Origin of the sequence: Mesorhizobium sp. M2D.F.Ca.ET.226.01.1.1, assembly GCF_004022705.2 — a bacterium.
In the GTDB taxonomy this organism is placed as follows: domain Bacteria; phylum Pseudomonadota; class Alphaproteobacteria; order Rhizobiales; family Rhizobiaceae; genus Mesorhizobium.
Window position 1 is genome coordinate 1 of the sequence record NZ_RZOY02000081.1, and the last position, 340, is coordinate 340.

Below are 340 nucleotides of genomic sequence, written 5' to 3' on the forward strand. Positions count from 1 at the left end.
AGCGGTTCTTGGCGCCTCCGGCAGCCGCATTCGCTCCTGACAGGCAACCGGTTGCCCGGGGCCGCGCCAATCTTTCCGGGGCCTGCTTCGGCAACCTGCCAGGCTCCTGACAGACTGCTGTCAGCAGGGGTGTGAGATACTCCTCCCATCAAAAGAGAGGAGTCTGGTCATGAACGGTTTTACCATCCTGCGTAGCGTACAGAACTATGTCGGCAAGATCCGCACCGTGCGGGACGAGATTCGCACGCAGCGTTTCCTGAACACTTTGCCCGCGGACATCCGCAAGGACATCGGTTGGCCGGACCTTTATGACGGCCGCGTGCGTAAGAACTGAAATTTT

At 59.4% G+C, this 340-nt stretch carries 1 protein-coding gene; it reads left to right on the forward strand.

Going from position 1 to position 340, the window contains the following annotated elements; genetic code table 11:
• The first annotated feature begins 169 nt into the window (after nucleotides 1–169).
• Nucleotides 170–334, forward strand: coding sequence for a hypothetical protein (locus tag EN869_RS33840; RefSeq protein ID WP_127299808.1), 165 nt, complete (start codon nucleotides 170–172; stop codon nucleotides 332–334).
• Nucleotides 335–340: the final 6 nt, after the last annotated feature.

Excerpts from the sequence above, each read along its gene's own strand:
- EN869_RS33840 (WP_127299808.1), top strand. The coding sequence starts at position 170 with ATGAACGGTTTTACCATCCTGCGTAGCGTACAGAACTATGTCGGCAAG.